The following is a 25,947-nucleotide window of genomic DNA, read 5'->3' as shown; positions in this document are numbered from 1 at the left end:
TTAGCGAATCACCCTTTAAAGAATGTTTTAATGCGACCAAAGACACCTTCGTGCTGCTCTTCGACACCTTTTTCATCACTGATTTCGTTGAATTCACGTAAGATTTCTTTTTGACGGTCCGTCAAATGCTTCGGTGTGATGAGGACGACGTTGACATACTGATCACCATGATGACCTGAACGAACGTTCGGCATCCCTTTACCACGAAGGCGGAACCGTGATCCAGTTTGTGTACCGGCAGGAATCTTCAAGCTAACTTTTCCATGAACGGTCGGCACTTCGATTTCATCCCCGAGTGTCGCTTGAGCGAATGTTAACGGCATGTCCATGACGATATGATCGTCAACGCGCTCGAACAATTCGTGTTCCCGGACACGGACGACGACGTAGAGATCACCGAACGGTCCGCCGTTGACGCCTGCTTCACCTTTACCAGCTAAGCGAATTTGTTGTCCATTGTCGATCCCTGCTGGAATTTTGACACGAACGTCTTTATTTTTACGGACACGTCCTGCACCACGACATGTTTCACATGGTTCTTTGACGATTTGTCCACGACCTTGGCATGTCGAACACGTTGTTTGGTTGACGACACGTCCGAACATCGTGTTTTGTTCGACGTTGATGTGACCTGATCCACCACAACGTTTACATGTTTCCGGATGCGTCCCTGGTTTTGCACCTGATCCATGACACGTTTCGCAATCTTCCTCGATTGGAATCGTGATGACTTTCTCAACACCCGAGAATGCCTCCATGAAATCAATTTCTTCTACGTACTGGAGATCTTGCCCCTTACGCGGTGCATTCGGATCTTGACGGCGTCCACCGCCACCAAAGAACATGTCAAAGATGTCTCCGAATCCTTCTGCGCCACTGAATCCTGCCCCACCTTGTGATGGATCTTGGTGACCGTACTGATCGTAACGTGCTCGTTTATTGTCGTCAGACAAAATTTCGTACGCTTCCGAAATCTCTTTGAATTTTGCATCGGCATCTGATTCTTTATTGACATCCGGATGGTACGTCCGGGCGAGTTTCCGATAAGCTCGTTTAATTTCTGCTGCTGAGGCGTCGCGTGCAACACCTAACACTTCATAATAATCGCGTTTTTCCACGTTCAGTCTCCCTCTCTTTGGCTCCGATTCACTTCATACTGTTTGATTTTACCGAACTTCGTGCGACATGGAAAGAGCCAAAGCGCGGATCACGCTTTGGCTCTCTCTAGCGCCCGAAAAATCGGTCGATTCGAATTATTTGTTGTCTTTATCGTCTACTTCTTCAAATTCCGCGTCCATGACGTTGTCGTCTTGTCCGTCAGCTTGTGCGCCTTCAGCGCCAGCTTGTTGTTGAGCCATGTTTTCGTAGACTTTTTGTGTGAGTTCTTGAACGACTGTTGATAATTCATCTTTCGCCGTACGAATCGCTTCGATGTCTTCTCCAGCAAGAGCCGTTGTTACTTTTTCTTTACCAGCTTCTGCTTTTTCTTTATCGGTAGCATCGATTTGTTCGCCGAGGTCTTTGATTGCTTTATCTGTCGCGAAGACCAGTTGATCGGCTTCGTTACGAAGTTCAACTTCTTCTTTACGTTTGTTATCTGCATCTGCGTTCGCTTCAGCATCTTTGACCATTTGGTCGATGTCCGCTTCAGTCAAGCCGCTTGATGATTGGATTGTGATCGATTGTTCTTTGTTTGTACCGAGGTCTTTCGCCGATACGTTAACGATTCCGTTTGCATCGATGTCGAATTTAACTTCGATTTGCGGCACACCGCGTTGTGCTGGTGGAATGTCTGTCAACTGGAAACGACCAAGCGTTTTGTTATCTGTTGCCATCGGACGTTCCCCTTGAAGAACATGGATGTCAACGGCTGGTTGGTTATCAGCAGCTGTAGAGAATACTTGTGATTTAGATGTCGGGATCGTCGTGTTACGATCGATCAACTTCGTCATCACGCTACCCATTGTTTCGATTCCGAGTGAGAGTGGTGTTACGTCAAGAAGAACAACGTCTTTGACGTCACCAGTCAATACGCCACCTTGAACTGCTGCACCGAGGGCAACCACTTCGTCCGGGTTAACGCCTTTGAATGATTCTTTACCTGTGAAGTCTTGAACTGCTTTTTGGACTGCAGGAATTCGTGTTGATCCACCAACAAGAATGATTTTATCGATTTTATCTGGTGACATACCAGCATCGCTAAGGGCACGACGCGTTGGTTCCATCGTCCGTTCGACGAGGTCAGCAGTCAAATCGTCGAATTTCGCACGTGATAATGTCATTTCAAGGTGAAGTGGACCTGCTGCGCCAGCCGTGATGAACGGAAGGCTGATTTGTGTTGAAGAGACACCTGAAAGGTCTTTTTTCGCTTTTTCAGCAGCATCTTTCAAACGTTGAAGTGCCATTTTATCTTGTGCTAAGTCGATACCATTGTCTTTTTTGAATTCTGCAACAAGGTGATCGATGATTTTTTGGTCAAAGTCATCTCCACCAAGACGGCTGTCACCGGCTGTTGACACAACTTCAAAGACACCATCACCAAGTTCAAGGATTGAAACGTCGAATGTACCGCCACCTAAGTCATAGATGAGGATTGTGTGGTCTTCGCCTTTTTCAAGTCCGTATGCAAGTGCTGCTGCAGTCGGCTCGTTGATGATCCGTTTCACGTCAAGACCAGCGATTGTACCCGCGTCTTTTGTTGCTTGGCGTTCTGCATCATTGAAGTATGCAGGTACTGTGATGACAGCTTCCGTTACTTTTTCACCGAGGTAATCTTCAGCTTGCGCTTTCAATTTTTGAAGAATGATTGCTGATACTTCTTGTGGCGTGTAATCTTTTCCTTCAACTTCAACTTTGTAGTCTGTACCCATGTGACGTTTAATCGACATGATTGTATTCGGGTTCGTGATTGCTTGACGTTTCGCGACTTCCCCGACTTGACGCTCTCCGTTTTTAAAAGCGACGACAGATGGTGTCGTACGGTTACCTTCTGCGTTTGCGATAACGACTGGCTCTCCGCCTTCCATTACTGCTACACATGAGTTCGTTGTACCTAAGTCAATACCAATGATTTTTGCCATGATAAATTCCTCACCTTCGATTAGTTAATTGTTGTGTTTCGGATGATTCGAGATTACTCTGCGACTTTGACCATGCTTGGACGAATCACGCGGTCATGTAACTTATACCCTTTTTGGAATTCAGCCGTTACGATGCCCGACTCGAATTCGTCACTTGCTTCCTGAACGACTGCCTGATGCAGATTCGGGTCAAAAGCTTCGCCGACCGCTGGAATTTCAACGACACCTTCGTTTTGAAGGGTTTCGGCTAACTGACGCTTGACCATTTCGACACCCGCTAAGACTGACTTTGTTTCTTCGTTGTCAGACTCAATCTGAAGTGCGCGGTCAAGGTTATCGACGAGTGGGAGTAACTTCTCGACGATTGATTGTGATGAATACTTCGCACGATTTTCTGCTTCAATCCGGTTACGGCGCTTGAAGTTATCAAAATCGGCACGCAACCGTAATTCTGATGCTTTTGCTTCTGCAAGTTGTGCTTCAAAATTCGGTGTCGCTTCTTCTTCAACGAGGTCCGCTTGCACGAGTTCCTCTTCTGTTACTTCAACTGTTTCTGCTTGTTGCTCGGTTGTTTCTTCATTACTGAGGTTTTGATTCTGCTCTTTTTCTTCCACTCTGAATCGAGCCCCTTTCTATATTCAATCCAAGCTGTTCTTACGCAGCTCGGTTTGGAATGCTTGCAAAAGATGAATGATCGAATTGATGCCTCGATTATAATCCATCCGTTTTGGACCAATCAGCGCAAGTGTCCCGAGCGAAACGCCATCAACGGAGTAATGGGCACGGATCACGCTACAATCCTTCAGGGCATCGACATTGTTTTCACTTCCGATTGTAATCAAGATTTGATTATCGAGATTCGGACTCAAGAAATCAAACAATGCTTCCTGCTGTTCAATCAATTCTAAGACAGGTCTTAGTTTGGCGACGTCTTGAAATTCCGGTTGGTCGAACATGTTTGCTTTCCCACCCAGATAAATCAAGGGACGCTCATCCTGTTGATCCATCAAAACGATATCGAGTGCTTTCGAAAGTAACGACGTCTGCTCCGAATGTTCGGAACGAAAACGTCTGATTTCTTCTAGCAAGCGAATACGAAGATTGCTCAGTGGCGTTCCTCGTAACGTCTTATTCAGACGTTCCATTAGTCGACTCGCTGCCTCACGTGAGAGAGCTTCCGCTAACTGAAGTGTCTTATGCTCAACATGACCTGTCTCCGTTACGAGAACGATTACGACGCGTCCTTCTGCTAACGGGATTAATTCTAAATGGTGGAGCCGTTGTCCTTCTTCTTTAGGACCTAATACAAGTGTCGTGTAATGCGTCAATTCGCTCAACAAGTCCGCCGTATGTCTGATCAAGCGATCATTTTCATTCACGGAATGGGCAAATAATGATTTTAATGCTTTTGCCTCTTGCGGTGAGATGCTTTCCGGACGAATCAGATGATCGACATAAAATCGATATCCAAGCTCAGATGGAATTCGTCCCGCAGAAGTATGCGGTTTTTCAATCAATCCCATCTCTTCGAGGTCCGCCATCTCATTTCGAATGGTCGCGGAACTGAACGTCACGTCATCTCGTTTCGAGAGCGTCCGTGAGCCGACGGGTTGAGCGGTTTTGATATAATCATCGACGATTGCACGCAAAATCAACAATTGACGATCCGTCAGCACCTTCTTCACCACCTTATTTTGTTAGCACTCACTTTTAACGAGTGCTAATTACATCTTTACTATAAGGAATAGTGGAAATGATGTCAACAGATTTGCTGAACCCTTTGAACAGTTTCCCATTATACGATACAGTGAAACAAATGACGAAAAGGATGATTGAGATGCTTGAGATGTTTGCGATGGCCGGTGTGTTCGTTTGGTTGTTCATTGCCATCATCGGAACGACTGCTTATTTCGCAAGAAAATCTAAAAAATAGACGCGTACGAGGAAAATAACGAGAAAAGACGCTTTTATCTCCCGATAGCACGTTGTCTGTACGCAAAAAACCAATCCCGCTACTGTGGATTGGTTTTTTTATCGTCCTGAAATCATTCAACTTCCGCTTCACCGATGAACTCGGCGAATACTTCATTCGCAAGCGGGACACCCGCCTCCGTTAATCGCAAATGTGTATCCGTCCGTTCGACTAATCCGCGCGGCAACAACTTCGTGATTGTTTTACCAAAAGCAGCATCTAACGCTATACCATACTTTTGTTCAAAGTGTTCGATTGACACGCCTTGTTTCATCCGAAGACCGAGGAACATCTCTTCTTCCATTCGCTCGACACGTGTCAACGGTGTCTCGTTGCGGACCGGTAAACCTTCCGCCTTGATGTAATGCGGAATCGGTGCGATGTTCGCGCGACGTGTTTGATCGATGTAACTGTGCGATCCTGCGCCGAAACCGTAATACTCATCATTTTCCCAGTAGACCCGGTTATGCCGACTTTCTTTTCCCGGTAACGAGAAGTTCGAGATTTCGTATTGTTTCAAACCACCGGCTTCAATCGTCTCAATCATCAAACGATACATCTCTGCTTCAAGATCTTGTGTCGGTAACGGGAGTTTTCCTTTTCGTTCTTGAATCGCGAACACGGTGTGCGGTTCCAAAATTAACGAGTATGACGAAATATGCGTGATCGGTAAACGAAGGGCCCGTTCGACATCGTATTTAACTTGCTCAAGCGTTTGATTCGGTAACCCAAACATCAAATCGACGGAAATGTTATCAAACCGTTTAGCGGCTTCGTCAAGCGTCTCTGCAACTTTCGCTTCCCGGTGCGTCCGACCGATCCGTTCAAGCAATCCGTCGTCAAACGACTGGACACCAAAACTGACACGGTTGACACCACCCGCTTTCATGATATCGAGTTTTTCAGGCGATACGCCGTCCGGATTCGACTCGACCGTATATTCAAGCGTCTCATCCGTCAACGGCAAAAGATGTTTACTGATGATATCCATCAGACGTTGCATCTGTTGTTCGTTCAGGGCAGTCGGTGTTCCGCCACCAATGAAAATCGTTTCAAGTCGATCGGTCGGGTATTGTTGTAGTGTCAGTTCGATTTCACGTTCTAACGCATCTAAATATTCCGCAACCGGTTGGTTTTTTAAAAATACTTTATTGAAATCACAGTAATAACAGATATGTTCACAAAACGGAATGTGGACATATGCGGCGCGTGGAGTCATTTCGCCTCATCCTTTCTATATAAACAACAAAAAGGGTGCGTTAGACGCCCCCCTTTTGACTTTAATCTTCATCCATCGACAGAACCGACATGAAGGCTTCTTGAGGTACCTCTACCGAGCCTACCATCTTCATCCGCTTCTTACCTTCTTTTTGCTTCTCGAGCAATTTACGTTTCCGTGAAATGTCCCCACCATAACATTTTGCAAGAACGTTTTTCCGAAGAGCTTTAATCGTCGAACGGGCGACGATTTTTGTCCCGACCGCAGCTTGAATCGGCACTTCGAACTGCATCCGTGGAATCAATTCTTTTAATTTATCAACGATGACTTTCCCACGTTCGTACGCAAAATCACGGTGAACGATGAAACTCAGGGCATCGACGTTTTCGTTATTCAATAAGATATCCATTTTCACAAGGCGTGATTGTTGGTAGCCAATCAATTCGTAATCCAGTGAAGCATATCCTTTTGTACTCGATTTTAATTGATCGAAGAAATCATAAACGATTTCCGAAAGCGGTAACTCATACGTGATTTTGACACGTGTCGTATCGATGTATTCCATGTCGATGAACGTCCCACGTTTTTTTTGACAAAGTTCCATGATTGCCCCGACATAGTCGTTCGGCGTCATGACAGCTGCCTTAACGAAAGGTTCTTCGATGAACTCGACCTTTTGCTGGTCGGGCATCTTCGACGGGTTATCGACATGCAAGACTTCGCCAGACGTCGTCGTCACGTTGTAGATAACCGACGGTGCTGTCGTAATCATATCGATATTGAACTCACGTTCGATTCGCTCTTGAATGATTTCCATGTGCAACATACCTAGGAATCCACAGCGGAAACCGAATCCGAGTGCTTGCGACGTCTCCGGCTCGAACTCGAGTGCTGCATCACTTAACTGGAGACGCTCAAGCGCTTCACGTAAATCATTGTAACGGGCGGCATCGATTGGATACAGTCCACAATACACCATCGGGTTCATCTTCCGGTACCCTGGTAAGGCTTCAATTGCCGGTTGTTTTGCGAGTGTAATCGTATCCCCTACTCGGACGTCTCCAACAGTCTTAATCGACGCTGACAATGTACCAACATCTCCGACTGTCAGTTCTTGTTGACGAAGTGCCTTTGGTGTCGAAACGGCAAGTTCTAAGACTTCGAAATCTTTACCGGTCGACATCATACGAATTTTATCACCGACTTTGACCGTTCCGTTGACGATTCGGATTGAGGCGACAACGCCGCGGTACGGGTCATAGAACGAATCAAAGATTAACGCTTCGAGTGGTGCAGCCGGATCACCGGTTGGTGCAGGCACTTTTTCGACGATTTGTTCAAGAATCTCTTCAATTCCGATTCCCGCTTTTGCTGACGTCGGAACCGCTTCGGATGCATCGAGTCCGATGACATCTTCAATTTCTTGACGAACACGTTCGACATCCGCCGACGGCAAGTCAATTTTATTGATGATCGGTAAAATTTCAAGATCGTTATCTAACGCCAAGTAGACGTTCGCGAGTGTCTGCGCTTCAATCCCTTGCGCCGCATCGACTACGAGAACAGCACCTTCACACGCTGCGAGTGAACGCGAAACTTCATAAGTAAAGTCGACGTGTCCAGGTGTGTCGATCAGATGGAGGATATATTCCTCACCATCTTTTGCTGTATACTTCAATTGGACGGCATTCAACTTGATCGTGATTCCACGTTCCCGTTCGAGATCCATGGCATCAAGCGTTTGGTCTTTCATTTCACGTGACGTCAAAGCGCCAGTTCTTTCTAAAATACGGTCAGCGAGCGTCGATTTCCCGTGGTCGATATGGGCGATAATCGAAAAGTTCCGAATGCTCTTCTGCCGTTTTAAACGGTCTGCATTATTCATGTTTATAGTCACCTTACCTTATATTCAAACGTACATACGCTTCATTATAACAAAAATCAGACGAGCTGTACCATCCCGTTTTGTTTTACCGAAAAACAAAAATCCAAAGAAACCCTAGAGCTGTTATTGCTTTTAAGAAAAACGTTTGCTACAATTGTGTTTGTTCTGTTGAACGATAAATGCAGATATGCGAATATAAATCTCGAATGAGTTTTCTTGGAGGTGAATCATCCATGGCTAACATTAAATCAGCAATCAAGCGTGTTAAAACAGCTGAAAAACGCCGCGTCGCTAACGTACAACGTAAATCGTCAATGCGTTCAGCTATCAAAGCAGTCGAAACTTTCGCTACTGAAGGTAACAAAGAGCAAGCGCTCGTAGCTTTCAACACAGCGTCTAAGAAAATCGACAAAGCTGCTGCTAAAGGTCTTATCCACAGCAACAAAGCTGGTCGTGACAAATCACGTCTCGCTAAACTCGTAAACGCACTTTAATTCTTTCCGAAGAATACGGTGATCGATCGCCACTAGGGGCTTCCCCGGTGGCGATTTTTTTGTGCTTAAAAAGAGACCGACTCCAAAGGAATGCTTCCTTTCGAGTCAGTCTCAGTTGATTTGATACTTCGTTTCAATACGTCAATCGATCGACCATCACGTGATGCGGACCAATCCCTTCGATTTCAAATTGCTCACTCGCAATCTTCATTCCAAATCGTTCGTAAAACGGAACTGCGACTAGCCGGGCATTACACCACCAACCAGTAGCTTGCCGTTCCTTTAAGATTCGTCGTGCTTCTTCAAGTAATCCAATCCCGTATCCTTCACCACGTACATCCGGACTCGTCGCCATTCCCCGCAATTGATATGTCAATTCGGGCGCCGTATCATGTGACCGTTTTGCAAATGAGCCGATTGCGACAATTTTACCGTTTTTGACGCCTCCGAGGTGAAACGTATCTGTCGCCAAGTCGTCTGGATACGTGCACGCCTCAATCGGTTGATGCGGACGTAAGACATCATGACGAAGTGGAATCACTTCTGTTGCTTGAATCATTCGAATTTCCATTAGTTCGTCAGCTCCTCACAAAGTCGCTAGTCGGACGATTAGCGAATCAAATAATATTCGTTTATCACCACGCCCCGTCTTCATCCCTTCATCAGTCGTCGTGATGGCGATTAACGCTTGTTCGAGTTGGGCGAACGTAAATCGTTTCCCGGACTGCAATGCTAATTTAATCGCATATGGATGCGCCCCGACCTTTGAAGCAATTTGTCGTTCGCCATAACCTTGTTCCGCCAGGCGCTTCGACAGTAACATCATTCGGTACTGACGTGCCATCAAACCGAGCAGCGCTAATATTTCTTGACCTTGCTTTTCTAAGTCACGAATCAAGCGAATCGCAGGCTCAAGTTGACGCTTCATTAAGTAATCCGTCAATTGAAAGACATTGTCTTCAAGTGTCCGCGGTACTAACAAATCAACATCCGCCAATTCGATCGTCGGATGATCGCCTGCATAAAGCATCAGCTTATCAAGCTCATGCGCTAGCGTTCCCCACATTTCTCCTGTCAAAAAGATTAACCGTTCAATTGCCGGTCGCTCCATCCGGTATCCTTTGTCATTAACAGTATCCATCGTAAAGCGGAATAATTCTTCCGGAGTCGGTTTTTTTGCTTCGAGGACCGTCGCACGATCTTTCAACCGCTTGACGATTTTTTTTCGTTCATCCAGTTTCTCCGCTTCGACAATTAAAACGACGACTGCATAATCTGCCGGTTGTAAGACATATTCCGCTAATCGATCAACGTTATGCGTTTTTTTATCTTTCGCCCCCGTCAGAAAAGTCGCTGGTTTTGCAACCACGACACGGTAATCACTTAAAAAAGGAACTGTTTCCGCCTCATCTAACACGGCATCGAGTGGCTGATCGTTTAAATCAATCTTCATGTAGTCAAATCGTTCGCCATCTGGTAATGCCGCCTTCACGATTTCACGTTCCCACTCCTCTAAAAGATGACGCTCCGTCCCATATAATAAATAAAGGTTAGCCAACTTTCCGTTGACAAGCCAAGGTGTTTTCATCATTCCCACCACATTTCACAGTTTGTTCTTAACTTCATCATAGATAATCCTCTTTTATTCCGCTATACTAGAAGCGGAATCTATTAAGGGGGAATGCAGCATGGCACATTCAGTACGCCCACCAAGTGAAAATGCGTTTGAAAACGATATTCAATCAAAACGTAATGACGCGCTTGACTCAGCCGTCGGTTTTGGCGCTTCATTTGGTTTCTTCGCCGTTTTATTCATCATTGGCGTTTTAATCAAATTCTTAAGTCTATAATCACTAAAACAGCAACCTTGGGGGGTTGCTGTTTTTTATTTTATCATAGCTTCACAACCTGCTGAAGAACAAGTTATCATCCCGTCCCTGTCCGTCCGCCAAATCGTCCGATTTTCTCCAATCCGCTCGAGTACTTCCTTATGCGGGTGACCATATCGATTATTCCGTCCCGCGGAGATGATGACTGTTTCTGGATTCGTTTGGTGCAACAAGTCGAGTCCCGTCGACGTCTTCGAACCATGATGACCCGCTTTCAAAATATCGATTGGCCCAAGGTTCCACCCTTCTTCTTGTTCAATGCTAGCGTCACCCGTCAACAAAACCCGTTTTTCTGCAACATTCGCAAGCAACACGATGGAACGGTCATTCTCCTCTACTTCTGATTCGTCAGGTGCAACAACAGTAAGCCAAGGTCGTATCTCTCGCCCTGCCTTGACGAACTCCACTTTGGTCCCCGTCGCTTCAATCTGCTCCAGTAAACGATGGCGCTTTTCATCCTGATTATCATATCTTCCGAAATAAATCGTATCGACACGAATTTTCTTCAATAACCCGATGACACCTCCAATATGATCATTGTCAGCATGCGTCAAGATGAGTCCATCGATTACCGTCTCCGCGCGCGTATGTAGAAAAGGCACGACGATTTGACTACCAGGGTCGAACGGACGTAACGTGGGACGTTGTGATAACGTAAACGCCCCCCCTGTGTCGATGACGAACGTTTCTCCATCCTTCTCGATTACCGTACTATCACCTTGACCGACGTCGAGAAATGTCACCCGTTCTTCCGTCCTTAAATCCATCGACACACTTCCAAGAAGGAGAGCACAGACGGGAAGAAGATGCCCCCACCATTTTCGTTCCGCTACATACCATCCGATTAAGACGACGATTATAACGAACAAAAAGAGTGGTAATGACAATAAGTGGACAGCAACGGTCGGAACGGGAAGCTGCTCCGCTTGTGCGAGGGCAAGATCAAGTACACCGACTGCCCGCTCGTGGAGCGTCATGAATGTATCCGTGACTGGGAAGAACAAGAGTAAACCTACTAAAAAGGAAAGCGGAAGGATGATCCACTCAATCCAGGCTCCAATGACGAGGTTCAACAGAGGCGACCATGGTGAAACTTCCGTTTGTTCCGCCATTTGCAAGACTAGGCTCGTTAAGATTTGCGCCCAAACACTAATTAACAACCAATTCCAAGGGCGTTTTATCTTTTGCCAGATCTTGCGTGACAATAATAAAAAAATCGTCAGTCCGACCGTCAATTGAAAGCCGATATCATAAAGACTCGTATAGGAATAGGCGAGTTGTGCTGCTGCGACATAGGCAACCACGAGGAGCGGGTCTGTACGTCGTCCGAGACGCTGATAGAGCAGCAAGATGAACGCGACGCAGACTGCACGCGTGACCGGCGCACTCCACTCGGTCAGCCAGCCATATAACGGTAATAAGACAAGGACAAATTCCGCTCTTCGTTCACGCGTCAATCGGCACTTTTTCAAAATCCATAATATCGTAAAAATCAAAAAGGCGATATGTGAACCTGAAATAACGATCGCGTGTAACAATCCAAACTTCTTGAAGCGATCAAGCGTCAACTGATCCATCAATCTGTCTTCCCCTAGAACGAGCGCTTCAATATACAAGGCTTGTTTCGCCGGAAGTCGTTCGATCCGGTCCATCCATGCTTGGCGCATCCTGCGTCCCTGCGCATCAAATCCAGGTGTATCGGTACACGATCCCCATTCTTTCACTTCAAATTTTCCTGCTAATCGTTCTGTACGCATCCAGCGTGCCTCGTCAAAGCCGCCACGATTGACACGGGGTAAAACCATCTTTTCTGTCAGTTCGACTTGACATCGTCTTCCAATTCGCTCGTAGTCGAGATCCTGACGTTCATCTAGCGTCGCCGAAACGATCAGCTCCTGTTGATTCGCAGTCGCCAGATACCGAATCCGATCTCCATTTTGCTTCGCATCCAAAATATCAATTGTCTGAATCGGTGTCGTATCAACGTAATCTTGTCCGTTCACGATGAACATCACGACCAACAGAACCGCCAAGACAAGGCGTGTCGAAGTAAACGACCAGCTTTTAATCGTCAAAACGAGACCAATCAAACCGACGAGCCAAAGCGACTCTTTGATTGCGACCAATACGATCATGAAAAATAACGGGAATAACGGCATCAGTAAACAATCAAATAGGCTCTCAATGTTTCAAGCGTCTTGTCACCAAATCCTTTGACCTCTCCCAAGTCTTCATAACGTGCGAAGCCACCCTTTTCTTCACGATAGGCTAAAATCGCACTCGCTTTAGCTGGACCGATTCCAGGGACTTCAAGCAACTGTTGCTCCGTCGCGGCATTCAAGTCGACCAGACCAGTCGGCGCATCTGCTTGTGGTACTTCTTCTTTCGGTTGTGCCAGTTTGACTTTTTCTTTTGTCGGAACGATGACTTCCTGACCGTCAATCAATCGTGCCGCGAGATTCATTTCTGTCACATCAGCAGCTTGTGTCAACTCCGCACGAACGACGGCGTCTTTAATCCGGTCGCCTAACTTAAAGGAATAGGGCCCCGGTCGCTTGACTGCCCCTTTCACATCAACCATGATTTTTTTGTTTAAGAGGGTCTGCTCCGTGGACCCTTGATCTTCGGCTTTGGCGTCTTGCTCATGCTTCACGATTGCTGGTTTGTCGACGAGCGCTTCCTTCGAACAAGATGGTAACGGGACGAACAGTACGATTATCAGTAACACGACAACAACAACACTCGCGATTTGTTGAATCCGGGGAATAGTCATCGGTCTCCCTCCTCTTGCCTCGACTTTACCAGGCTCGAGTCGTCACGTAGCTTTGAATAATTCGTTTTTCTCGTGGTGTTAACTGACAAATCAATTCCTCAAGAAATCTTTTTCATGTAAATCGTACATTTTTCTTTAACATACAGCACAAAAAACCGTTGCGAAAGTTTCCTTCTGCAACGGTCCATCCATTATATTTTTTCAGCTACAAAGAAAATTCGTTCTGCTGTCGGTGTTGGTGCATCACTCGTGAAATCACCTGTTACGGCGAGCGTCCGGAATCCTGCTTCACGAAGCCACGTCACATATTGTTCCGGCGGATACGTCCGTTGATGATGTGTCTCGTCAACACGGTCGTAACGTCCATCTTCGTCTTCGATGAAGAACGTCAATTCGTGGACGACGGACAGTGGTGCTTCTCCGGGATCGGCAAACCAAATATAAGAACTTTGTTCGGCGTGTGTCGCGTATGTTTTCCCGTTAAAGAGTGTTTCCATCTTATGCGGGGAATGGACATCAAACAACAACTTCCCGCCTTCTTTTAACGTCCGTGCCGCACGTTCGAACGTTTGTTGCACATCCGCTTCTGTCTTCAGGTAGTTGAGCGAGTCACACAGAATCGTCATCGCATCGACTGGAGCAGGCAATTCGATTTCGCGCATGTCTTGACACCAAAAATCGATTTTTTGCTGTTGTTCCATCGCTTTTTCTTGTGCAATTTCAAGCATCTCTTCCGATAGATCGATACCTGTCACGCGGTAATGCTCAGCGAGTAACAACGTCGCCGTCCCTGTCCCACAACCGACGTCAGCAATCGTACTGTTTGCTTCGACGTGTTGCGATACCCAGGCGACCCATTCGTCGTAGGGAACATCTTGCATCAACTCGTCATAGACGTATGCAAATTGTTCGTACGCCATCAGTCAATCTCGACTTCTACTTTAGGTGCGTCTGACCAGAGTTTTTCAAGGTTATAGTAGTCACGGTCATCACGGTGGAAGACATGGACAACAACATTTTCAAGATCGGCGAGTACCCAACGCGCTGCGTCAAGTCCTTCGAGACGCTTGATTGGAAGTTCATTTTTATGCGCAACTTCTTTCACTTCACGTGCAATCGCTTGAACTTGCTTTTCTGATCCACCTTCACAAATCACGAAATAATCTGCGATGGGTGAGATGTTTTTCATATCTAAAACGATGATATCTTCTGCACGTTTATCATCAATTGCATTTACGATTAATTTTAATTCTTGTTCGACTGTCATAGGACGGTCCCCTTTCGTTTAGCCGTGACGAACGCATTATACGTTTCAATCGTCAACGGAAAAATCACTGTTTGTTTGTTACATAAAAATTGGATGGTATGCGCAAGCGTCGCGATGACGGCGTCCGTTAAATCGGCGTCTGCGATTTCCCGTAATGTTTCAACGCCTGGATACGTACGATTCGGCTCAATCGCATCGGCGACGAAAATCACTTGATCGAGCAATGGCATATCCGGAGCACCCGTCGTATGGTTCGCGATTGCTTGGTAAATCACCGTGTCTTTGACGCCAAGTTCACGTTTGACGAGTTCTGCGCCGATTGGCGCGTGCAAGAGCTCATCATCATAATCGAGCAACTCGAGCTGTCCGAGTTCGCGAGCGAGCGTCCGCATTTCTTCCGTGTCACGATACTTCGCATAATCGTGCAGCATCGCAGCGAACGCTGCCGTTTCCTCGTCGACACCATTTCGCCGCGCGAGTTGACGAGCTGTTTCAACAACTCCAAGCGTATGCACATAACGTTTATGCGGGAGTGTTTTTTTTATGATATCGTCTGCTTCTTCAAGTAACATACAATTTCCACTCCTCGATTAGTTGTCGGACAGCTTCAGGAACGAGGTAACGGATACTTTTCCCGCGGGCGACACGTTTTCGAATGTCCGTCGAAGACACTTCGAGCGACGGTAAGTCGACTGCTGTCACCTTTGCACCTGCCGGAATCAAATAACGACTGCCTGGACGTGCGACCGCCCCGAATTGAACTGCTTCAAACAGGCGGTCTGCTTGATACCACGTATCAAGGCTCGCAAGCGAGTCTGCCCCGAGTAGAAAGACGAACTCGTCTGTCGGATACCGCTTTTTCAGTTCGAGAACCGTTTCAAGCGTATACGATTTTTCCTGACGTTCGAACTCAATTGTCGAGACGGAAAACGCAGCGTTTGCCTGAACGGCGGCTTCAACGAGCTGCAATCGTTGTGCGGCACTCGTCACGTCCGCCGCTTTATGCGGAGGAACGTTCGCGGGTAAAAACCAGACCGCATCGAGACACAGCTGTTCCTTTGCTTGTTCCGCTATCAATAAATGACCGATGTGGGGCGGATCAAACGTTCCGCCCATCAGACCAATCTTCATCGTGGTAATTGTAACGTTTTATTCTCTTTCGATTCTTTGTAGAGAACAACAACTTTACCGATGACTTGAACGAGTTCAGCATTTGTTCCGTCGACGAGTTCAGCCGCTACGTCTTTTGGTGTGTCGGCACAGTTCTGCAAAACTTGGACTTTCAATAATTCACGTTTTTCGAGTGCATCGATCAAATCCGCACACATCGCTTCTCCAACGCCATTTTTCCCTACTTGGAAAATCGGGTTTAAATCATGTGCTGTCGCACGTAAAAATCGTTTTTGTTTACCTGTTAACATATTAATATTCCTCCAATTGCTTTCGAATCACCTGCTCACCAAGCGTAAGATCAGGTGCGTGACCGGTGAAGCGTTCGAATGCTTCAGCCGCTTGTAAAACGAACATCGGGACGCCGTCTAGTGTCGCGAGTCCTCGAGCCGAGGCATCACGTAGTAGTTGCGTCGGAGTCGGTCGATAAATAATATCACAAATCAGTGCCGTCGTCTCGGTCAACTCGATCGGTGTCGCTTCGACGCGTGGCATCATACCGACCGATGTCGTATTGATGATTGTGTCATACGGCGTTAAATCTGGTGACTCCGACCAGTCGATTGCCTGCGCCTGAAATTCAGCGGCAAGCGCGCGCGCGCGTTGATCCGTCCGGTTCATGATTGTGACGGTCCCGTCGAGCGCTGCGACGATTCCTCGCGCCGCGCCACCCGCGCCGATCACAAGAATGTTTTCTGACGATTGCCGTGCGGACAAGGCACGAACGAATCCCGTACCGTCCGTATTCGCACCGACCAGTTCCGTCCCGTCAACATAGACCGTATTGACCGCGCCTGCTTTTTCAGCAGAAGGCTCGAGTCGATCGAGAAACGGGATGATCGCCGTCTTATAGGGAATCGTGACGTTAATCCCGTCGAGCTCGCGCATCCGTAGTTGCCGGACGACCTGCTCTAAATCGTCTGCTTCAACATCTATCATACTATAACAGCCGAAAAGCCCAGCCGCTTCCAGCCATGCCTCGTGCAGCACGGGTGAAAGTGAATGGGCAATCGGATGACCGATGACAGCGAAACGCATCAGACGAGCGCCTCACGTAAGGAAACAGCAACACCTTTAGGCGCGTAGGCAGCTACTCGTCCACCTTTTCCGTGAACTGCAACCCAACCGAGTCCACTGAAGACGATATCTGTTTTCATGTTGTCACGTAAGCTGAACTCATGACGGACGAGCGGTGGTAACATCTCAAGCGTTTTTTCATTCGGAGGCGATAATAACTCTCCATTATGATTTGCATAAAGATCGTCCGCCTTATCTAACTTCGTCCGGTGAACTTTGAGTTCATTTGACATATAGATGACGAACGAACGTTTGTTCCCTTCCATGTAGTCAAGGCGTGCTAAGCCACCAAAGAATAACGTTTGTTGCGGGTGGATTTGGAAGACTTGTGGTTTGATTTCTTTTTTCGGCGTAATCAATTTCAAGTCGCGCGCGTCGACATAGTGCGCCATCTGATGATGATTGATGATTCCTGGCGTGTCATACAGGTTACAGTTATCATCTAGCGGAATGTCGATCAAATCGAGTGTCGTTCCTGGGAAGTGACTGACGGTGATGACGGCCTCTTCTTCTTCACCAAAACGTTTAATGACTTGGTTGATGAGCGTTGATTTCCCAACGTTCGTACAGCCGACGACGTAAACGTCGCGCCCTTTACGATAGTAGTCGATCTTCTCGGCTAATTCATCGACGCCATGCCCTTTTTTCGCACTAATCAAGTGAACATCTACCGGACGTAAGCCCAGTTCCTTTGATGTTTGGCGCATCCAGTTCATCAAACGATTCGGATTAAGTGATTTCGGCAACAAATCTGCCTTGTTCCCGACAAGCAGGACATCGTTTTTTCCGACGAAGCGGTGTAATCCGGGTAACCAACTTCCGTTGAAATCGAAAATATCGACGATTTTAACGACGAGTGCATCTTTTTGACCGATTCCGTCTAAAATTTTGACAAAATCATCGTCCGTCAATGCGACGTCTTGAATTTGGTTGTAGTGTTTCAGTTTAAAACAACGTTGGCAAATGACCATTTCACGGTCAAGTGCAGATTTAGGCGCATAACCTGGTGCTTTCGGATCCTCTGTTTGAATCTCGACACCACAGCCGGCGCAATGAATTTCTTCGTTCATATGTGTGTTGAGCCGCATCGGGAACTTTCCCTTCTCTATTCAACGTAGCACCCTGCACGCTACTCCAAGAGCGTAACTTCCGACCTATAGCCGTACATGTTGCGACTACTGCCTATCCTTTCATCTACCGGTATGACAGGGTCATTGTTGCTTATCTTGACGCAGTGACTCGACCTGCCGCTTTTCCGTTTCAGGCTCTTCTTTGACACGTTGCGTCAATTTATAGATGCCTTTACGTTTCATGCGACGGAAGACGAGACGTTCCATCAAGCGATTGAATTTAGTGACGACACCGTCTGTTTTAACGACGGGTTGGACGTGAATGACTTCGATGCCTACGGAATTTGCTCCTAGCACATCAGTAAACAGCTGATCCCCAAGAAATACAACTTCTTTTGCATGGTAACCGAATTCCGTTAATGCTCGTTTGAAACCGATTGGTAATGGTTTTCGGGCAGGTGCAATATAGTGAAGTCCGAGTGGATCCGCGAACTTTTTGACACGATCGCCGTTATTATTCGAGACGATGATGACGTCAAATCCGTATTGATTATTCACCATATCCAGCCATGATACCAATTCGTCTGGAGCATCGGCAATATCCCATGCAACAAGCGTGTTATCAAGATCCGTCAAAATTGCTTTGACACCGTTTCGTTTTAACATCTCTAAATCGATATCATAAATGGATGCGACGAAATGTTTCGGATAAAGTCGTTTGAACAAGAATAAAACCTCCAGATAATGGTCTAGCTCTATAGTTAAGTTTAAGAAACAGTTATGTTCTTATCGTTCGATTATAGCACAATCCATGGCGTAGAGCGATGCACAAAAGAAAACGCCCTTTCACTTGAAGGGCGCCTTTGCTTTCATGAATTCCAAATACCAAGTGCTTGTCCCATCAAGACAGGACCTGTTACATCATCTTCTAGATCAAGCGCACCTTTTGGAGCAATTAAAACGACCGTCGAACCGAATGAAAAATACCCGAACTCGTCGCCGCGACGAACGTCACGTGCATGGTTCGTTTGGACAATCGTGTTGACGTTCAACGCTCCGACCATGACGTGTTCAAGCGCATGTGTGCCTTGGACGATTCGCGTCACCCGTCGATAGTTTCGTGTCAGCGGTCGCATTCCGTAGGCCAATCCAAGATCATTGACCGGTGCAGAATCCCGCCCGAGCGTATAACTCGTCCGAACTGTCCCATCGATTGGAACATGGACGCGGTGATAATTTTGTGGGCTGAGATAAAAAATCAGGACACGTCCTCCAACGTATGTTGCCGCTTCATGGTGTGAACCAAGCAATTCCGCGACGGAATACGATTGTCCTTTGACCGTGAAGCGACTCTCTTCCGTCAAGTCGTCGACGACAGATAAAACACCGTCACACGGACTGACGAATGCGTGCTCAGTTTGTGGAATCGGTCGAGCTTCTTCTTTTAAATGACGGACGAACAACTCATGTAGAGTCGGATAGGCGCCGACCGACTGACTCGCTTCGTGCATCTGTAGGTCATACAACTTAATGAATGGTTTGATCAACGGTCGACTCCACTCGCTCATTGCAAAGCGCCGCAGTTGTCGCGCGACGAACGGGCGTCCATTTAATTCGAATAGATTTTTAAAAAACCATTTTTTAATCATTTAAATCACCCGATGATTCTTCTTTTGAATCCTCAATATCCTTACCTGCGAAGAATTCCTTGTAGCTTTCTTCTGTCTGTTCGCCTGCAACACGGCTTACTTCTTTCCCATCCTTGAAGTGGACGACAGTCGGTGTTCCTTCAATACCGAATGTATCCCACGCCGACTGTTCGACGGCAAGATCAATTTGTTCAAATGGAATATCCTGTTGCTCGCCGAGCGGTACTAAGTACGGTTTTACTTTTTCACAGTGGACACAACCCGTCTGGTAGAAATACGTATAGAACTCGTCACCTGACTTTAATTTTTCAGCGACTTGACTCGCTGTTAGATTTCCATCTTTCGTTGCTGAATCTTCATTATCCATGAAGAGTAGTAATGTCGCTCCCAGTATGACGATCAATGCGATGACACCCGCCGTAATCCAGTTCGCTTTTGATTGCGACTTTTTCGACGGCTTCACGCGCGTAGACTTTTTCGACAAATCGATCCCTCCATCATTTTGGCATTAGCCATTTTTTCTGAATCATTATAGCATGACCACCCGCTAGAATCGTATCGATTTCAAAAGCGTCACTAATCAGTAACAGGTCGGCACGTTCACCCGGTTTGATTGTCCCTCCGGAAATCCCATAAGCTTCGGCAACGTTTCGTGTGACCGTCTGAATGGCGTCCGTAAACGCAACCCCATGATGAACCGCTTCCTCGACCGCTTGCAACATCGAGGTCGGCTTCCCTGACTCCATACGTAGAAGTTTCCCTGCCGCATCGAACGCTGGTAAACTCGCACCGGCGTCACTCGACATCGTGATTTGCCGTAAGGGAATCCCGGCTTCAAGTGCCCGTTTCAGCGCAAGTCCAGCCGGCACCTCGCCTTCTTCGATGAAGGCTTTTGTCGTACAGGTCGTAAAATCAATCCGTCCACCTTGTTTCGCCCAAGCAAGACCGGCTTCAAAAATCCGTTCACTTCGATTGATATGTGTCGGTAAAAATTGTTCAATCGGTACATCCGACGTTCTTACTACTTCTTCGAGGAGATGTAACGCTTGTTTTCCGTCTCCAATATGGACGTTCATCGTTCCATTGACCCCTTTGACCATCCCGGCGATACGCGCTTCAGCTGCGAGTCGTGTCAGCTCCTGAACGGTCGGGTGGGTCGAACGGTGGTCATTGATTGCAATCTCCCCGAGTCCGATGACTTCATTGATGAGAATAATATCACGACCAATCGTATCCGTAATCGAAACGGGTGGGACAGCGTAGCTGCCCGTCAACAGAAAAGGTCGGATTCCATGTCGTGCAAACCCGCGGACGTGTGCCAGTAAATCAATCCCGGTCCGGGTCCAGCCATCCGTGCCAAGTAATCCGACGACCGTCGTCACACCGCCCGCCAAGAAATCACTGGCGACTAACGGAGCCGTCCGAGAAGCAAACCCACCTTCCCCACCTCCGCCAATCGGGTGAACATGACCATCGATCAATCCTGGAATGAGTCGTTTCCCCGTTCCGTCAATCGTTTGTTCAAGTAAATCCTGATCGATATCAAACGAACCGATCCTAAGAATCGCTCCACCTCCGACAAGTACATCCGTCGGGATTTCGTTAACAAGTGCTTGTTTAATTAAGATCAAGCGTCTTCCTCCTCACTATAAACGATAAAAAGCGAGCATATCGCCCAGTGACGATACCTCGCTTTCAAGTTATTCTGCCTTTGTCCCTTGACCAAGACCAAGATCTTCGTTGACTGCATCAAGTGCGAAGACAACAAGTGACGTCACGACTGACATCGCTGTCGCAAATCCAAAGTTATACGTAACTGCATCGACCGCTGATACGATGAACACAGCTGTGTTCACGAGTAAGAACGACCAAAAGAATGTAACGAGAAAACGCATTCTTTCCCCTCCATTTCCATAACTTACTTTTATTAGTCCTACGTCTCGTAGTATATCATTTTTTAAATCATCCGACAGCTTTAATCGGATTTTTTTAAGCGTTTTCCTTTTTGTTCAAAACAGTCACTTCCCTGTTTTCTACCGGTCCATATGCTAAAGTAATGAGGAAAGAATCTAAAGCGAAGTTGGTGAATGTATGAAACGTCATCTTATTGCCGTCGACCTCGACGGTACACTCTTAAAAGACGACAAGACGATCAGTCCTGCAAATATTGCCGCACTGCACAAAGCGCGTGAAAATGGTCATGAAGTCGTCATCGCGACAGGTCGTCCGTTTCGCCACGCGAAGCGCTACTATGAAGAACTTGGTTTAACGACACCAATCGTTAATTTCAATGGAGGTTTCGTTCATCATCCGAATGATCCCCACTTTCAAGTCAGTCATCATCCGATTCCGTTAAAAACCGTGCAACATATTCTCGAGTCCGTTGCTGATACGAAAACACAAAACATCGTCTGTGAAGTGACCGATCATGTCTATTTCCAACGTGATCCGGTCGGGATTTACGAATTTTATACAGACCATGCCCTGTCCGTGACGACTGGTGATTTGCGGAGGCTGCTCCAACATGAACCGACCTCCCTGTTGATTCATGCCAAGGGTGAACACGTTAACGAAATCCGGTCGGAGCTGTCAGACATTCATGCCGAGACCGTCTTGAACCGTCAGTGGATCAAGCCCGAGTATATGGTCGAAGTCATGCGTAAAGGAACGAGCAAAGCGATTGGTCTTGAGCAAATCGCACGACATCTCGGAATTGAACAGAAACAAATCGTTGCTTTCGGTGACGAAGAAAACGATTTAGAAATGATTGAGTATGCGGGGCACGGTGTCGCGATGGGCAATGCGATCGGACCACTCAAATTACTCGCGAACGGGACAACAAAACGAAATGAAGAAGATGGCATCGCCTATTATTTGAAGCATGTCCTCGGACTCGCTTGATGTTAAAAAAACGCATCCCCTTGACCGACAAATGTCGTTACTCAAGAAGATGCGTTTTTTTGTTCTATCCTTTTCGGAAGTAACCAACGACTGAATCGGTTGGTACGACATTGATAAAGACGGTTTCATCCGCGTCACGGCAAATCCGTTCGATATCCCGCAGTTCATGTCGTTCGATGACCATCATCAGCGTCGATTTTTCGGCCCGTGAATACGTTCCGATCGACGGCATCTGCGTGATTCCGCGAATGATATGTTGGTGCAGTGCCATCGTGATATCATCGGCATGGTTCGTGATGATGAAGATTGTCAGGCGCTGATTGCTTGTATGAATCTCATCGACCACTTTCGACGTCACGTAGATAAAGACAATCGTATAGAGTGCTGTCGACCAACCGAACAATGCGCCGGCAAGGATGGCAATCAAAAAATTCAAAACGAATAAATAAAGACCGACACTTCGGTCCGAGAACCGGGCAAAAATTAAGGCGACGATATCGAAGCCACCGGTCGACGCACCGAATTTAATCGTGATTCCTGTTCCAATCGCAAGCAAGACACCACCAAAGACTGCGTTTAATGTTTGGTCACCCGGAATGACAGCATATTGTGGAATCAAACCGATAAAGATCGTTGTCGCTAAAACAGAAATCAGCGTAATGATCGTAAAGCTACGACCGAGCATAATCCACGCCAAAATGATCAATGGGATATTGAGGGCTAAAAACCAAACGTTCTCACCAAACGCAAATGCCGTGTCCTGTAAAACCTGAGTCAGAATCTGGGCAAGCCCCGTAAATCCTGTCGAATAAACGCCACTTGGAATCAAGAACCAGTTCATTGCGACCGCAATGACGAACCCACCAATCGAAGCGACCATTACCTTTAAAATATTTTCCTTCACAACTGCTGTCACACCTCGTTCTCCTCTCCTGCTTGAACTATCTTGGAACACTTTAGCACATAACAAATGACAGCGGATAGTCAAGAATGCGAAAGAAATTGATTTCTTTTTTCGGTAGCGCTTTCATGTGTCAGCACGATGACTAAACGAAAATGACAAAGAAACCGGACGATTTTTCGAGATTCAACAAGAATTTCGAAAATCGTCCGGTTTCGTTTTAAGCCTATGGATCCGATTCGTCCTAACGTTTAGACCGTCATCGAAGACGGAACCGTGACGCTACCTTCAGCTGGTACGTCAACGACTTGATTATGGAGTTTCAACGAGAATGCTTCACCTGCAGATTGCTCGATTGAGATTTCATTTTGTTTGACGTGAATATGGATATGGTGGCCGCGCCACTGCATCCGGAACGAATAACTCGTCCAGCCTTGCGGTAACATCGGATTGAAGGATAATACTCCTTCTTGAACACGGAGTCCGGCAAAACCATGCACGATCGACATCCATGATCCGACCATCGACGTGATGTGGAGACCGTCTTCCGTATCATTGTTGTAGTTATCCAGATCAAGGCGCGCAGAACGTTGATACAATTCAACCGCCTTTTCTTCATATCCGACTTCAGCGGCAATAATGGAATAGATACAAGGTGAGAGCGACGATTCATGCACCGTACGCGGTTCATAGAAATCGAAGTTCGCTTTCTTTTGTTCGATCGAGAAACGATCCGTCAAGAAGTAAAGTCCTTGCAGGACGTCCGCTTGTTTAATGAAGACCGACCGGAGAACACGGTCCCACGACCAGTTCTGATTGAGCGGCAGGTGTTTCGGATCAAGATCAGCCACCATGATTTGTTCTTTATCCATGAAACCGTCTTGTTGCATGAAAACTGCCGGCTCCGTCTCATCTTTTGGATAATACATTTTTTGATCGATGTCGGCCCACTGCGCAAGCTCTTCGTCCGTCAATGCTAATTGATGCATCAATTCGGCTAGACGATCCGGCTCGTTGTCCGCTAAATGACGATGGACGGTTTGCGCGTATTCAAGGCACCATGCTGCCATCAAGTTCGTGTACCAGTTATTGTTGACGTTATTTTCATATTCATTCGGTCCTGTCACACCAAGGATCATGTAGACGTCTTTTTGCGGGACATAGTTGACACGGCTCGCCCAGTACCGCGCAATTTCGACAAGGACTTCAAACCCGTATTGTCCGAGGTATGACGTATCCCCTGTGTAGTTCGTATAGTTATAAATCGCATGCGCAATCGCGCCGTTCCGGTGAATTTCTTCATGGGTGATTTCCCACTCGTTGTGACACTCTTCCCCGTTCATCGTGACCATCGGATAGAGTGCACCTTTCATACCGACGTTCTTGTCCGCATTCTCTTTTGCTTGCGGCAACTGATTGTGACGGTATTTCAGCAAGTTCCACGCGACGTCAGGTTTGGATGTCGCAAGGTAGAAGTTGAGACAATAAGCTTCCGTATCCCAGTAGGTCGCGCCACCGTATTTTTCACCAGTGAATCCTTTCGGTCCGATGTTCAGACGTGAATCTTCTCCAGTATAGGTTTGGAACATATGGAAGATGTTGAAGCGAATCCCTTGTTGCGCTTCGACGTCTCCTTCGATTTTAACGTCTGCTTCTTCCCAGTGCTTCAACCAAGCGGCCTCATGCTGTGCGAGGACGGCATCGAATCCCAGTTCGAACGCTTCATTGACACGCTTCATTGCTTGCTCCAGTAAATCTTCGACTTCATAATCACGGTTCGTCACGAGGGCGACTACTTTTTCAACCGTCGCTGCTTCACCCGATTCGACTTGTTTCGTAAAGCGGTTCGCCACATATTGTGATGTGCCTTCAACGACTTCACAAATTGCGCCTTCAACATCTGTAATCATCGCCGCCGTTACATGCCAATCGAGTTTTTTTGTTTTCGACGTGACATATCCGAAACGTTCTTCCGTTCCATGTTCGATCGGGAGCCAGAATTTTTCATCGTAGTTCGAATCCTCGTTCTCGACGTCCGCATCAAGATACGACTCGATGATGATTTCCGCTTCAAAGTTGATTGGTGTGACCGTATAACGGAGTGCTGCGATTTCCTTTGTGACGATTGAGAAGAATCGTGTCGATTCAATCTTCGTCTCTTCGACACCATTCTTCAGCAACATCGTTCGTGTCAAAACACCGTGTTGCATGTCGAGTTCACGCTTAAAATCGACGACTTCCCACTCGTTCAAATCGACATTCTTACCATTGATCGAAACACGTACACCCATGATGTTGACTGCGTTCAATACCTTTGCGAAGTACTCGGGATAGCCATTTTTCCACCAGCCGACACGTGTTTTATCCGGATAATAGACACCTGCCACATACATCCCTTGGTGTGTATCTCCTGAGTAATCTTCTTCAAAATTTCCACGCATCCCCATATGTCCATTCCCAATCGAAGTCATCGATTCGGCGAGACGGTTATCCTCGGGATGAAATCCCTGTTCTATGATTTTCCACTCATTCACATCAAATAATCGTTTCATCAGTAGTCGCTCCTTTTATCATTGCCGATTTCGAACGCTTTCAGCGTC

The 25,947-nt window shown here is 46.8% G+C and carries 28 protein-coding genes; 4 read left to right on the top strand and 24 right to left on the bottom strand.

The genetic code is table 11. The features are described from left to right. Window positions 1–8: 8 nt before the first annotated feature. The 4 genes from dnaJ to hrcA form a co-directional block, all read right to left on the bottom strand. Complete coding sequence (gene dnaJ / locus P403_RS0112225) at window positions 9–1,118, bottom strand: molecular chaperone DnaJ (protein ID WP_029332901.1); 1,110 nt, start codon at window positions 1,116–1,118, stop codon at window positions 9–11. 135 nt (window positions 1,119–1,253) lie between these two features. Then, window positions 1,254–3,080: a molecular chaperone DnaK gene (gene dnaK, locus P403_RS0112220; protein ID WP_029332900.1), complete on the bottom strand. Its 1,827-nt coding sequence runs from the start codon at window positions 3,078–3,080 to the stop codon at window positions 1,254–1,256. Window positions 3,081–3,133: 53 nt separating this feature from the next. Next, window positions 3,134–3,694, bottom strand: a complete 561-nt coding sequence (grpE, locus tag P403_RS0112215; RefSeq protein WP_029332899.1) for a nucleotide exchange factor GrpE — start codon at window positions 3,692–3,694, stop codon at window positions 3,134–3,136. Between the two features lie 24 nt (window positions 3,695–3,718). Then, on the bottom strand, window positions 3,719–4,756 hold the full coding sequence (gene hrcA, locus P403_RS0112210; protein ID WP_029332898.1) for a heat-inducible transcriptional repressor HrcA: 1,038 nt from the start codon (window positions 4,754–4,756) through the stop codon (window positions 3,719–3,721). Window positions 4,757–4,833: 77 nt separating this feature from the next. On the opposite strand from hrcA, the gene P403_RS0112205 reads away from it, so the two are divergent. Then, window positions 4,834–5,013: a hypothetical protein gene (locus P403_RS0112205; RefSeq protein WP_029332897.1), complete on the top strand. Its 180-nt coding sequence runs from the start codon at window positions 4,834–4,836 to the stop codon at window positions 5,011–5,013. A 112-nt stretch (window positions 5,014–5,125) separates the two neighbouring features. On the opposite strand, the gene hemW is transcribed toward P403_RS0112205, so the two are convergent. Both hemW and lepA read right to left on the bottom strand, forming a co-directional pair. Continuing rightward, on the bottom strand, window positions 5,126–6,271 hold the full coding sequence (hemW, locus tag P403_RS0112200; protein ID WP_029332896.1) for a radical SAM family heme chaperone HemW: 1,146 nt from the start codon (window positions 6,269–6,271) through the stop codon (window positions 5,126–5,128). Between the two features lie 61 nt (window positions 6,272–6,332). Next, the gene (gene lepA, locus P403_RS0112195) at window positions 6,333–8,156 is read right to left on the bottom strand and encodes a translation elongation factor 4 (protein ID WP_029332895.1); all 1,824 of its coding nucleotides are present in this window, start codon (window positions 8,154–8,156) and stop codon (window positions 6,333–6,335) included. A gap of 233 nt (window positions 8,157–8,389) precedes the next feature. Here lepA and rpsT point away from each other — a divergent pair, with 233 nt between their 5' ends. After that, the gene (rpsT, locus tag P403_RS0112190) at window positions 8,390–8,650 is read left to right on the top strand and encodes a 30S ribosomal protein S20 (RefSeq protein WP_014969761.1); all 261 of its coding nucleotides are present in this window, start codon (window positions 8,390–8,392) and stop codon (window positions 8,648–8,650) included. A 133-nt stretch (window positions 8,651–8,783) separates the two neighbouring features. Here the strand turns inward: rpsT and P403_RS0112185 are convergent, their stop codons facing one another. Both P403_RS0112185 and holA read right to left on the bottom strand, forming a co-directional pair. After that, window positions 8,784–9,221, bottom strand: a complete 438-nt coding sequence (locus P403_RS0112185; protein WP_029332894.1) for a GNAT family N-acetyltransferase — start codon at window positions 9,219–9,221, stop codon at window positions 8,784–8,786. A 15-nt stretch (window positions 9,222–9,236) separates the two neighbouring features. Then, a complete protein-coding gene (holA, locus tag P403_RS0112180) occupies window positions 9,237–10,238 on the bottom strand; it encodes a DNA polymerase III subunit delta (protein WP_029332893.1) in 1,002 nt (333 codons plus the stop codon). Window positions 10,239–10,338: 100 nt separating this feature from the next. Here holA and P403_RS16445 point away from each other — a divergent pair, with 100 nt between their 5' ends. Continuing rightward, a complete protein-coding gene (locus P403_RS16445; RefSeq protein ID WP_029332892.1) occupies window positions 10,339–10,500 on the top strand; it encodes a YqzM family protein in 162 nt (53 codons plus the stop codon). 35 nt (window positions 10,501–10,535) lie between these two features. Here P403_RS16445 and P403_RS0112170 read toward each other — a convergent pair whose 3' ends face one another. The 14 genes from P403_RS0112170 to P403_RS0112105 all read right to left on the bottom strand — a co-directional run bounded on the left by P403_RS0112170 (window position 10,536) and on the right by P403_RS0112105 (window position 21,440). Next, complete coding sequence (locus tag P403_RS0112170) at window positions 10,536–12,698, bottom strand: DNA internalization-related competence protein ComEC/Rec2 (protein ID WP_029332891.1); 2,163 nt, start codon at window positions 12,696–12,698, stop codon at window positions 10,536–10,538. Beyond that, window positions 12,698–13,312 (bottom strand): helix-hairpin-helix domain-containing protein, encoded by a 615-nt coding sequence (locus P403_RS0112165; RefSeq protein ID WP_029332890.1) that lies wholly within the window; start codon window positions 13,310–13,312, stop codon window positions 12,698–12,700. Before P403_RS0112165 ends, P403_RS0112170 begins: the two co-directional genes overlap by 1 nt. Window positions 13,313–13,503: 191 nt before the next feature. Continuing rightward, the gene (locus P403_RS0112160; protein WP_029332889.1) at window positions 13,504–14,232 is read right to left on the bottom strand and encodes a class I SAM-dependent DNA methyltransferase; all 729 of its coding nucleotides are present in this window, start codon (window positions 14,230–14,232) and stop codon (window positions 13,504–13,506) included. Beyond that, complete coding sequence (rsfS, locus tag P403_RS0112155) at window positions 14,232–14,579, bottom strand: ribosome silencing factor (RefSeq protein ID WP_029332888.1); 348 nt, start codon at window positions 14,577–14,579, stop codon at window positions 14,232–14,234. Before rsfS ends, P403_RS0112160 begins: the two co-directional genes overlap by 1 nt. Further along, window positions 14,576–15,151: a bis(5'-nucleosyl)-tetraphosphatase (symmetrical) YqeK gene (gene yqeK / locus P403_RS0112150; RefSeq protein WP_029332887.1), complete on the bottom strand. Its 576-nt coding sequence runs from the start codon at window positions 15,149–15,151 to the stop codon at window positions 14,576–14,578. The genes rsfS and yqeK overlap by 4 nt, the downstream gene beginning before the upstream one ends. After that, window positions 15,141–15,710, bottom strand: a complete 570-nt coding sequence (gene nadD / locus P403_RS0112145) for a nicotinate-nucleotide adenylyltransferase (RefSeq protein ID WP_029332886.1) — start codon at window positions 15,708–15,710, stop codon at window positions 15,141–15,143. Before nadD ends, yqeK begins: the two co-directional genes overlap by 11 nt. Further along, a complete protein-coding gene (yhbY, locus tag P403_RS0112140; protein WP_029332885.1) occupies window positions 15,707–16,000 on the bottom strand; it encodes a ribosome assembly RNA-binding protein YhbY in 294 nt (97 codons plus the stop codon). Before yhbY ends, nadD begins: the two co-directional genes overlap by 4 nt. Before the next feature lies 1 nt (window position 16,001). Next, window positions 16,002–16,787 (bottom strand): shikimate dehydrogenase, encoded by a 786-nt coding sequence (gene aroE, locus P403_RS0112135; RefSeq protein WP_029332884.1) that lies wholly within the window; start codon window positions 16,785–16,787, stop codon window positions 16,002–16,004. Next, complete coding sequence (yqeH, locus tag P403_RS0112130; RefSeq protein ID WP_029332883.1) at window positions 16,787–17,896, bottom strand: ribosome biogenesis GTPase YqeH; 1,110 nt, start codon at window positions 17,894–17,896, stop codon at window positions 16,787–16,789. Before yqeH ends, aroE begins: the two co-directional genes overlap by 1 nt. 141 nt (window positions 17,897–18,037) lie before the next feature. Then, window positions 18,038–18,622 carry a YqeG family HAD IIIA-type phosphatase gene (locus tag P403_RS0112125; protein WP_029332882.1) on the bottom strand — a complete coding sequence of 195 codons (585 nt, stop codon included), beginning with the start codon at window positions 18,620–18,622 and terminating at the stop codon, window positions 18,038–18,040. A 143-nt stretch (window positions 18,623–18,765) separates the two neighbouring features. Further along, entirely contained in the window at window positions 18,766–19,545 is a 780-nt protein-coding gene (locus P403_RS0112120) for a phosphatidylserine decarboxylase (protein WP_051667389.1), read from the bottom strand. After that, window positions 19,538–20,029 carry a thioredoxin family protein gene (locus P403_RS0112115; RefSeq protein ID WP_029332880.1) on the bottom strand — a complete coding sequence of 164 codons (492 nt, stop codon included), beginning with the start codon at window positions 20,027–20,029 and terminating at the stop codon, window positions 19,538–19,540. The genes P403_RS0112120 and P403_RS0112115 overlap by 8 nt, the downstream gene beginning before the upstream one ends. Window positions 20,030–20,042: 13 nt before the next feature. Next, window positions 20,043–21,176 carry a beta-aspartyl-peptidase gene (iadA, locus tag P403_RS0112110; RefSeq protein WP_029332879.1) on the bottom strand — a complete coding sequence of 378 codons (1,134 nt, stop codon included), beginning with the start codon at window positions 21,174–21,176 and terminating at the stop codon, window positions 20,043–20,045. A gap of 69 nt (window positions 21,177–21,245) precedes the next feature. After that, window positions 21,246–21,440 carry a YjzD family protein gene (locus P403_RS0112105; RefSeq protein ID WP_012369663.1) on the bottom strand — a complete coding sequence of 65 codons (195 nt, stop codon included), beginning with the start codon at window positions 21,438–21,440 and terminating at the stop codon, window positions 21,246–21,248. Between the two features lie 196 nt (window positions 21,441–21,636). Between P403_RS0112105 and P403_RS0112100 the strand changes: the two genes are divergently transcribed. After that, a complete protein-coding gene (locus tag P403_RS0112100) occupies window positions 21,637–22,446 on the top strand; it encodes a Cof-type HAD-IIB family hydrolase (RefSeq protein ID WP_029332878.1) in 810 nt (269 codons plus the stop codon). 64 nt (window positions 22,447–22,510) lie between these two features. Here the strand turns inward: P403_RS0112100 and P403_RS0112095 are convergent, their stop codons facing one another. Further along, the gene (locus P403_RS0112095) at window positions 22,511–23,362 is read right to left on the bottom strand and encodes a YitT family protein (RefSeq protein ID WP_029332877.1); all 852 of its coding nucleotides are present in this window, start codon (window positions 23,360–23,362) and stop codon (window positions 22,511–22,513) included. A 236-nt stretch (window positions 23,363–23,598) separates the two neighbouring features. Further along, complete coding sequence (locus P403_RS0112090; protein WP_029332876.1) at window positions 23,599–25,899, bottom strand: glycoside hydrolase family 65 protein; 2,301 nt, start codon at window positions 25,897–25,899, stop codon at window positions 23,599–23,601. Window positions 25,900–25,947: the final 48 nt, after the last annotated feature.

The sequence above is a fragment of the Exiguobacterium oxidotolerans JCM 12280 genome, from assembly GCF_000702625.1.
Taxonomy (GTDB): Bacteria; Bacillota; Bacilli; order Exiguobacteriales; family Exiguobacteriaceae; genus Exiguobacterium_A; species Exiguobacterium_A oxidotolerans.
Note: the sequence above shows the minus strand (reverse complement) of the source record. Positions and strands in the feature narration are given on the sequence as shown.